Origin of the sequence: Neisseria sp. HMSC074B07 (assembly GCF_001810355.1) — a bacterium.
Taxonomy (GTDB): Bacteria; Pseudomonadota; Gammaproteobacteria; order Burkholderiales; family Neisseriaceae; genus Neisseria.
This window is the reverse complement of sequence record NZ_KV800924.1, coordinates 8,474-9,481: the sequence shown is the minus strand read 5'-3', so window position 1 is coordinate 9,481 and position 1,008 is coordinate 8,474. Positions and strand designations below refer to the sequence as shown.

Below are 1,008 nucleotides of genomic sequence, written 5' to 3'. Positions count from 1 at the left end.
TGTCCTGATTTAAATTTAATCCACTATATATAGCAAGTTATATTACTAATGCTATAGTTTATAGATAATTCAATATAGTTTAATTACCCTTACTCCTCAAAAATAATTAACTAAATTGTCTATATTCAAAATACATTTAATATGACATATGAAATTTAATTGCACCCCATCCAAAAACAGCTTGAATTACCTTGATTTAACCGATTTTGAAGTTATTTTACCAAGTTAAATATCATGGTCTAAACCCCTCTATGCCGCATTAATTCAAACAACAGCAAAAATAAATTAACCCTTTAAAATAAAAGGGAATTAGCCTTCCCATCCATATAAAAATATTCCTTAGTCACGGTATTCATTACTTAACTTTTTTCTTTCAAACCGTCCTAATTTCGCCTAATCCCATGATTTAAGTCAGGAAAACAAAATGACTATGCTTGACACTACACAGGAATGGTTTAACATACAATTTCTTTTTTAACCAAGATTCAAAAAGAGAGACTCATGAAAAAATCAGCTTTATTGGCAACTTTGTTGGCCGCTCTGACCTTGTCCGCATGTGGTGGTGGTTCTTCTGCTGTTTGTGATGAATATGAAAAAGCTTTTGCTGACGCTACTAAAAACGTCGATGCAGCTACAAAAGATATGATGCAAAAATCATTCGAACAAACCAAAGAAGCTTTGAAAAACTTGCCTGCTGACCAACGTGATGCTACTTGTAAAACATCGTTGGATGCGTTGAAAGGCAACGCTCCGGCTGCATCTCCTGAAGATAAAGCAGAAGAAGCTAAAGAAGCAGCAGAAGACGCTAAAGAAGCAGCTGCCGATGCTAAAGAAGAAGCAAAAGATGCTGCTGAAGCAGCTAAAGAAGAAGCCAAATAATACGATACCTTTGGCAGAAAAACGGATTCTGATTACTCAGAGTCCGTTTTTTGTTTATGCTTTTACTGATTAGTACTGTACTAAGTGATTTAATCAATATATAGTGGATTAACTTTAAACCAGTACGGC

General features: G+C 34.4%; 1 protein-coding gene. It reads left to right on the top strand.

What is annotated here, in order from left to right:
* The first annotated feature begins 501 nt into the window (after nucleotides 1-501).
* Entirely contained in the window at nucleotides 502-879 is a 378-nt protein-coding gene (locus HMPREF2726_RS05350) for a DUF5339 family protein (RefSeq protein WP_003768017.1), read from the top strand.
* The last annotated feature ends 129 nt before the right edge of the window (nucleotides 880-1,008 follow it).

What these genes read in the sequence shown, in the direction of transcription:
- HMPREF2726_RS05350 (WP_003768017.1), top strand. Translation starts at nt 502, where the DNA reads ATGAAAAAATCAGCTTTATTGGCAACTTTGTTGGCCGCTCTGACCTTG.